Source organism: Okeania sp. SIO2F4 (genome assembly GCF_010672385.1).
Taxonomy (GTDB): Bacteria; Cyanobacteriota; Cyanobacteriia; order Cyanobacteriales; family Microcoleaceae; genus Trichodesmium.
Genome location: NZ_JAAHGT010000045.1, coordinates 1 through 8,515, shown reverse-complemented (window position 1 = coordinate 8,515; position 8,515 = coordinate 1). Strand labels below are relative to the sequence as shown.

The following is an 8,515-nucleotide window of genomic DNA, read 5'->3' as shown; positions in this document are numbered from 1 at the left end:
TTAACCTAGACCACAGGGTTTCCATGGAACCAAATCCGTCAATCACCCATTTGTCACTAGCTAAGATTTCGTCGTGAGTACTTTTATATTCACTATCTGGAACTTCTGTACCTCCTGAGCGATATTTGATTTTGTCTAAGACATAGAGGGGGAGATTAGTTATTGTTGCTAATTTCTTGCTCAGGGTTGACTTACCACCACCTGCATTACCAAATACGGCTACTTTTTTCATAAAAATAGTTACAATAAACAACTGGAATTTTGTAGGTTGGGTTGACAAAGGAAACCCAACAATAGGTACTGTAGACACTACAGTTCAACAAATTTATCTTATAGCAGGGAACAGGGAACACTTAACTCGGAACAGTTGGAAAAACATTTCCTAGTGTAAGATTCATCATTAGTGTATGTCCTAACTAATTCTTTCTTAGCTATAACTAACACATATTGTAATTATTGTTGTGGGAAAGCTCTCAAGTAGTCTCTGCGTAAGTCCTATTTAATACTGAACAACACCGATGCTACCGCATTTGATATAAAACCCTTGTTTATTACGGACTTATACCTTTTTGACGTAAAATCCTTTGCCTATCGATATCTCAGTCTATTTTCTGCTGCTGTTTTGTGTAAGTGTCAACTCTTTTCTCAAAAAAATTCAACATTTCAAGCATTAGTTGAATCTCATAATCACTTAAGATTATTGCTTGAGAATCGTCAGGTTTATTTAAACACTCTTGCTTAATTTTCGTTGGTTCTTTTTGAATATTTTCTAATTTTTTATTATCAGGAGGATTTCCTGCTTATTGTAATCTTAGGTTTTTAAGTTCTATTTCAATTGTGTTTAAATAATTGTCTATTCTGACATAGAAGTTTAATTTTTTATATTCTGGTAATTGGCTATATTTATCTATTAATATTTTTCTAAATTTGTTATCTCTTGTATTTGTTACAGTTGGATTATTTCCATCTTCAATCGAGTTCAATGTCTGATATACTGGAGATGTATTTACGGCTTTATATGTATACTCAATCGGCTTAGGAGCATAATAACTATAACCATAATTACGATTATAAATTTCCCGAAAATCTTTTTTAGACCAATTCAGTATAATAATCTCAACAAATCTTGCTTCAATTTCAGAATTTTTTTTAATCTCTTCTAAGTTTTGCGTATGTTCTGCATCATCCTCTTCCATAAAATATTGAATCTCATCTCTAGTAAGTAGAACTGAAACTACTTGCTCAAATGATGGTTTGGTTGTTGATTTTAACTTAGACAATTTTGTTTCGTAAAGTTTGATTGTATCAGTTAAGTTTGTCATATTTAATTGCGAGTTATAATTTTGGATTTTACTACTTAAATTGGGAGTAAAATTTTACTTTTATACTATCCTTACCAATGGATAATGGATAATTAATAATTGATAATTGATATTGATAATTGATAATTAATCAATCCGGTTTCAAGCCTTCTCTTTCAAGAGAAAAAGCGGTCGTTTAGCTAGCGCACAACTTCGTTTTGCTAGCGCAAAGCTCCGCTAACGGCTGTCGCCGACATGAAAAACGCTTTCGCGACATGAAAAGCGGAGCTTTCCGTAAGGATGGGATGGCGAGGTTTCCCGAAGAGTGCAGAGCCGCTCCGAAGTGCGCCATATCCAATCGACCAAGAGAAAAGCTTAGGAGATTTCTTTATATTCAATTCCCTTACGGTTTTAACCAGAGGTAATTATCCATTGTCCATTAATGAAATATTTATATTAGTATTTTGAGCTTGATTAACAGAAGTAAACACATTCATATTGTTCATTAACCAATCAAAAAAATGGAAAGACTGGTTTTATGATTTGGTTTGTCTATTAGACCTCTCCGGAAAAGAGGGAGTAGGGAGTAGGGGCATCTATGCGAATCGCCCGTACGGGAGTAGGGGGAAAGAATTGATAATTTTTTCGCATGGGATTGATTTAATTTTTGAGGATCGGAGATGTCTATTGCAGAGATGCGCTCGCTCAACTTCATCAAGGTAATATTACTGTTCAAAGTCAATCAATTAAGGCAGTATATTTACTCTAATATTACTTTTTAATTACACATCTTTAAGACTAATTTTTCATCTGATTAATCTGCTGTATAACATAATTATAAACAGATTCAATTTCTCGAAAATATTCAGATTCATCAGAATTATTTGAGACAAAGAATAAAGTCAAACATTTTGTCGTTTTTCCTTCTGATTCTAAATCATCATTACCTACTACAACTTTAACCGGATTCTCAACAAATTGATAGTTTGTCAATTCAGCTATTTGATTAAAAATATTAAATAACTGTTGATATTCCTCCTCATCGCGGGGCATAACTGCTACATATCTCTGCCTCATTGCTGCATCTGTTGTAGAAAAATGACCTTGACAACTAGAATAAGTTATACAATTTAATTTCAGAATTAAAGCAATAGTTAAATCTCTAACTCCTGGTTCAATAGACCGTTTAAAATAACGATGATATTTAGTAAAAATTGGCGAATCACAACAAGCAGCAGTACCGTCAGTATTAATATTACCGTTAGGACTGTGTTTAAATATGTCAAATTCCGTTACTTCAACAAATCTATCTTCCCAGGAATCAAGAAAAGATTTTAAATCACTAAATTCAGTCATAATTTTCAATATTTTTTAGTGCAAAAACAATAGTTAACTAGATAATTATCATTATATAGTATGTAAATTAAAATCCCAAAAAATCTCTAGTTAGAGATTTTTTTAGTAACAAATATAAATCTCAAAAAACTGTTTTTTTTGCTAGACGTTAATAACGCAAGCTATATTCTCAAATATGTTAAATTCCTGAATTAAGCCCAATCATACTCCCGCTCAACCCCATATCAGTTCTTGGCTTGTTTTGTGTATGATAAAATTTGCTAACTATTAAGTAACTGATTATTGGGCATTAAGCATGAGAAAGGGTATAGAATGGATTAATCAGAATAGTAAAAAGGGAGCAATCGTAGCGATTCCCGAACGCTGGAGTTTATGTTCAGCAAAACCATTTGCGACATCTGATTTTACTGTCATCGATCAAAAGAAGTAAAAAAAAATGAAATTAGAAAAACCGGATTATTATTTATACAATACTCGTTTCAGTTTTAAGTGGCAAGAAGATTTTCCAACTTGTGATGTAGTTCATCTTGTCACTCGTAAAGAGGTTCTGTTAGGTACAATTAAAGAATGTAAAGCCAGCAGGGTTAAATCCGATTAAATATTAAAACAAAACTTATATCATGTTCGGATAATCAACAATAAAAAAGTTTTTGTTTGTAGTAGGGCTTTAGTCCTAATTATAGATAAGGCTAAAGCCCTACTACAAACTTTAATTATAACTATTTAACCGGAAATGATATTACTTGTTAACTTGAGAATGGTAAAACTCAAATATTAACTGAACAAGCAAGTTTTGGCGAATCTGATTCTAATAGTTTACCCTTGGGAGTCATTCCCAAAGAGAGCTTCATCAATTGATAATGAATAATGGATAATTACAAGAAGGTTAAAACCGTTCCGAAATTGAATATAAGGAAATCTGATTTATTCTCTTGGTCGATTGGAGGCAAGCGAGGAAACCTCGCCATCCCATCCTACGGACTGCTCCGCTTTCCGACCGCTTTTTTCTCCTTGCTCATGAGAGACTTTAAACCTTTGGGGATTAATTATCAATTATCAATTGTCAATTATCCATTGTAAATATTCCCTGGCAAATGCGTCAGATGAATCACAAAAAAATGGCTTAAAAATTCAAAAATATTCACTTTAAATATAGAAAATGAAAAATATCAAACTTTTTTTCCACGCTTTCCAGAGTTTTTGGGCAATTGGTAAACTATATTGGTGGGATTCTCCAGAGAAATGGCGAGCAATTGGTTTGCTTATATTGCTGTTTTGTTTTCTAAGTTTAGATTCAACTATAGGAGTTAATCAACTAAAACAACAAGGAGAATTAATTTCTGCTTTAGTTGATTTGGACTCTGAGAGATTCTGGGAATCTGCATTTTTATATATTGGTGCTTCTATTTTTTTAGCCGTAACTGTTGCTACTTGGCAGTATTTAGAAGATAAAATTCGTCTGTATTCTAGGGAGTGGTTGACTAAATTTTATTTAGATAAATATTTTCAAAATAATTGTTTTTATAGAGTGAATACTTTTTATCGAGAAATTGATAATCCCGATCAGCGAATTGCAGAAGATATAGCAGCTTTTTGTCATCGTTCTGTGAGTCTATTTAGGCAGTTGACCCTAGCAATTATTAACTTGTTTGCATTCGGAGTTCTACTTTGGGAAAAATCAAAATTATTGGTTCTTATTTTAGTCATATATTCTCTCGGAGGTATGCTAATTACAACTATAGGTTTTGGTAAAATTTTGATTCCAATTAAAAAAGAACAACTGAAGCGAGAAGCAAATTTTCGATTTGGTTTAGTGAGAATTCGAGAGAATGCTGAATCAATTGCTTTTTATAATGGAGCTAATAGAGAATTTACTTACATTAAACAGATATTTTCTCCGGTTTTAAGTATTTATAATAAAGTAATTACTTGGGAGAGGAATTTAGATATTTTTCAAAACATATATGGTTATATTACCTGGATGTTACCAGCTTTAGTTATTGGTCCGAGAATTTTGGCAGGAGAACCAGGGTTGGAAGTCGGAGCAATACAAGAAGCGAATGGAGCTTTTGGAAGGGTTTTTAGATCCTTGAATATCATAGTTAGGATGTTTGAATTTCTCACCAGTTTTATAGCAGGTATTGAACGTTTAGATAGTTTTGTCAAAGTTCTAGAAGAACCAAAAGTATTGTCTGTAGAGAATAGTACAACAATTGATACAGTTGAAGATTCCCGTTTAAGGTTACAGCATCTTACTTTGCAAACTCCTAATTATCAAAGAACTTTAGTTAAGGATGTATCTATAGAATTACAACCGGGAGAAGGACTCTTAATCATGGGGATGAGTGGTGGCGGAAAAAGTTCTATTTTGCGAGCGATCGCTGGTTTATGGAATTCTGGAACCGGGAGAATTTACCGACCAAAATTAGAAGAGATTCTTTTTTTACCACAACGTCCTTATCTGATTTTAGGTTCCTTGCGAGATCAACTTTTATATCCACGCACTGACTTAAATATTTCTGATGAAGAAATTTATCGAGTGCTAAAACAAGTTAACTTACCAGACTTAGCTGAAAGAATGGGTGGTTTAGATACCATAGAAGATTGGGATAATATGTTGTCAATGGGAGAACAACAGCGCGTAGCTTTTGCTCGTTTGTTGCTAACTCAACCCCGTTATGCAATTTTAGACGAAGCAACGAGTGCTCTGGATGTGCAAAATGAACAAAGTCTTTACCAACATTTGCAAACTTTATCAACCACTTATATTAGTGTCGGACACCGACCTACCTTATTGCAATATCACCATCAAGTTTTGGAAGTGCTAGGTGATGAAACTTGGCGAGTCAGTTCTCCAGAAGATTATCAGTATTATGCCTAACACTACCTTTTTTTCCTCTAATATGGAATCCGGTTGAATAGACATCTCCGGAAAAGAGGGAATAGGGAACACTTAACAGAAAGAAAGAATAGATAATTTCTGGATGAGAATTGATTTGATTTTTAATTTTCACGCCTATGTCTAATAGTAGTCATTGCGACGATAGGAAGCAATCTCGCGTTATCCATGAGATTGCTTCCTTCCACTCCGTACCAGTCGCTGCGGACTAGAATAAGGGTCAAATATAGCGAAGCTCTCAGCAGGGGAAATCTAGAAAGACTTTAATTTTAGATTTCCCCTCATAGCAACTTGACTATATTTGACCCAATAACTAATTATCCAAATATGATATTAGTTGATTTAACCTCTCAAAAAAATTAATTCCAGATTCTCTAGCAATCTAAATTGATAATTCAATCAACTTGATTCGGGGGAGTACCTAGAATTAATTTGTGACTTGACTTTATAGTTATGAATTTTTAGTTACTAAACCACACTTCATCTCGTCCACTACCTCGTTCATCAAAAAATATCTGAACTGGAGTTAAAAACCTTTGGATATTTAAGGTTGAATTATTTGATAAGAAGCTGCAGAACTTGCGAGAGACCATCATAGAGATTATGATGGAAATATTAATAGATAAGTAGAGACTCATGGGAGTTTTCCATTGTCCAGACAAGGAGTTTCTACTACTTATACGCAGGTTATGTAGTGTCTTCAGGATAAAAGGGGTGATACCTTTTCTATGACTTTAAGTGCTTTTTTCGGCCAGAAACTGAATTATTCTGCGGGTCAGCGAGCGCTGAGTCTACTTGTTTCAACAAGATTTCTAGGGTAGAGGAGTTATCCACAACTATATCCGTCTTTTGACATTTTTCTTCCAGGGACATCTGATTATTAATTCGAGTGTAAGCTTGTTGTTTACTCAAGCGGTCACGTTTCATTAATCTCTCTATTTGTTGTTGGGGTGTAGCATATATAACCCAAATTTCTGTTACTAAGTCAGTCATCTTAGCTTCAAACAGTAGTGGTATCACTAATATTGCTGTAGGAGCTTGAGAAGTAGTTTGATGGGATGTTACTTGTATAGAACTTTTCTGCCCAGATTCACTATTTTTTACGATAAAATGCTGAATATTCTGCTCAAAGCGATCGCGAACATAAGGGTGAATCTGTTGCTCTAACCAATTTAGCTCGTTTTTATCGTTAAAAACAATCTCTCCTAATTTTTGTCTATCTAGGTTACCATTAGGCAAAACAATATTTTTACCATAGTGTTCTACTATACCTTCTAAAATTGATGAACCAGGTTGTACAGCTTCCCGCGCATAAACATCTGCATCCCAAATTGGAAACTGGTAATTTTTACTCAAATAATTAGAGACTGTAGTTTTTCCCGTACTAATACCGCCAGTTAAGCCAATGAAACGCATAATTTTTTAAGTCAAAAGTTTAAATTTAAAAATCAAAAGTTAGAGAAACAGTAGTAAGTAGGGGGAATAATTAAGACCTCAGTAAGTAGGGGGAATAATTAAGACCTTTCCCCCAACCCCTCTCCTACTCCGAGAGGGGAGAAATATTTTCCCACTTCGGTCTCCTCCTTTCTCAGCTATGCTTTATAAACATATTTACTTAACAGAAAACTTGACACCAGACAGTAGTAAGTAGGGAGAATAATTAAGACCTTTCCCCCAACCCCTCTCCTACTCCGAGAGGGGAGAAATATTTTCCCACTTCGGTCTCCTCCTTTCTCAGCTATGCTTTATAAACATATTTACTTAACAGAAAACTTGACACCAGACAGTAGTAAGTAGGGAGAATAATTAAGACCTTTCCCCCAACCCCTCTCCTACTCCGAGAGGGGAGAAATATTTTCCCACTTCGGTCTCCTCCTTTCTCAGCTATGCTTTATAAACATCTTTAACTTAACAGAAAACTTGACAAAAGAGAAAAGTTATGTATTTGCGATTCAATAGATATTTTAGGAGAGTAAACCTATTTAAAAATAGGTTTTCCTCCCGATCGCCCCACCTCCCCATCTCCCCATCTCCCCATCGGTTACAGGAGAGTTCTCAATATTATGGATTAGAGTAGGAATGAAACCATAGCAATCTCATAATAAATTACCTTTGAGAGGATTAAAAAAAATTATTTTTGACTAAAAAGTTGTTTTATGATAAAGCAGTAAAAAAATACAAACCAATGAACTATGTACCCGTTGATAAAATTTACCAGATTCTCATAGCTGTCCCCTTAACTGGACTTTGGGTATTGGACACTGCTGCACTCTTACCATTGAACAACAGCGAAAATAATGGTAGGGTCGGAATAATTCCATGGCAAATATTTTCCGCTCAAAGAGCATTAGCTCAATCATCGACTCAACCAATAGTTCCCGAAGCAAACTCAACTAATACAGTAGTAACTCCGGTAACACCATCAAACAATTCTTCTCAAACTCGCTTTGATATTACAGGTGGAAAGCGCTCGGAAGATAATGCTAATCTTTTCCATAGTTTCACTAGATTTAATCTGACAGAAAACCAAATTGTTAACTTTATATCTAATCCCAATATAAAAAATATTCTCACTCGCGTTACAGGTGGAGATGTTTCTGTAATTAATGGTTTAATTCAGGTAACAGGGGGAAATTCTAATTTATTTATTATGAACCCTGCTGGTGTTATTTTGGGTCCAAATGCTAGATTAGATGTACCCGCATCTTTTGTTGTAACTACTGGTTCAAGTATTGGTTTTGATTCTGGTTGGTTTAATGCTACAGGTGAAAATAACTACGATCTTTTAACAGGAAATCCCAGTAGTTTTTCCTTCCCTCTGGGTAATTCGGGAGTAATAATAAATGCAGGTGAGTTAAGTGTTGAAGCTGGAGAAAGTGTAACTTTATTGGGTGGAACAATTATTAGTACAGGTAAAATATCTGCACCGGGTGGTGAAATTACAATTTCTACACTTCCA

General features: G+C 34.4%; 7 protein-coding genes. 3 read left to right on the top strand and 4 right to left on the bottom strand.

The features are described from left to right. The 3 genes from F6K22_RS05135 to F6K22_RS05125 all read right to left on the bottom strand — a co-directional run. A partial coding sequence (locus tag F6K22_RS05135) for a P-loop NTPase family protein (protein ID WP_483244113.1) occupies positions 1-310 on the bottom strand: 310 nt, incomplete at its 3' end. A gap of 490 nt (positions 311-800) precedes the next feature. Next, positions 801-1,322: a hypothetical protein gene (locus F6K22_RS05130; RefSeq protein ID WP_293094126.1), complete on the bottom strand. Its 522-nt coding sequence runs from the start codon at positions 1,320-1,322 to the stop codon at positions 801-803. Between the two features lie 777 nt (positions 1,323-2,099). Further along, the gene (locus tag F6K22_RS05125) at positions 2,100-2,657 is read right to left on the bottom strand and encodes a hypothetical protein (RefSeq protein WP_293094123.1); all 558 of its coding nucleotides are present in this window, start codon (positions 2,655-2,657) and stop codon (positions 2,100-2,102) included. A gap of 436 nt (positions 2,658-3,093) precedes the next feature. Between F6K22_RS05125 and F6K22_RS05120 the strand changes: the two genes are divergently transcribed. Both F6K22_RS05120 and F6K22_RS05115 read left to right on the top strand, forming a co-directional pair. Beyond that, the gene (locus F6K22_RS05120) at positions 3,094-3,255 is read left to right on the top strand and encodes a hypothetical protein (RefSeq protein WP_293094120.1); all 162 of its coding nucleotides are present in this window, start codon (positions 3,094-3,096) and stop codon (positions 3,253-3,255) included. Positions 3,256-3,816: 561 nt separating this feature from the next. Beyond that, complete coding sequence (locus F6K22_RS05115) at positions 3,817-5,538, top strand: ABC transporter ATP-binding protein/permease (RefSeq protein ID WP_293094117.1); 1,722 nt, start codon at positions 3,817-3,819, stop codon at positions 5,536-5,538. A 744-nt stretch (positions 5,539-6,282) separates the two neighbouring features. On the opposite strand, the gene coaE is transcribed toward F6K22_RS05115, so the two are convergent. Continuing rightward, the gene (gene coaE / locus F6K22_RS05110) at positions 6,283-6,972 is read right to left on the bottom strand and encodes a dephospho-CoA kinase (RefSeq protein WP_293094114.1); all 690 of its coding nucleotides are present in this window, start codon (positions 6,970-6,972) and stop codon (positions 6,283-6,285) included. Positions 6,973-7,741: 769 nt separating this feature from the next. Here coaE and F6K22_RS05105 point away from each other — a divergent pair. Continuing rightward, on the top strand, positions 7,742-8,515 hold a 774-nt coding region (locus F6K22_RS05105), incomplete at its 3' end, for a filamentous hemagglutinin N-terminal domain-containing protein (RefSeq protein WP_293094111.1).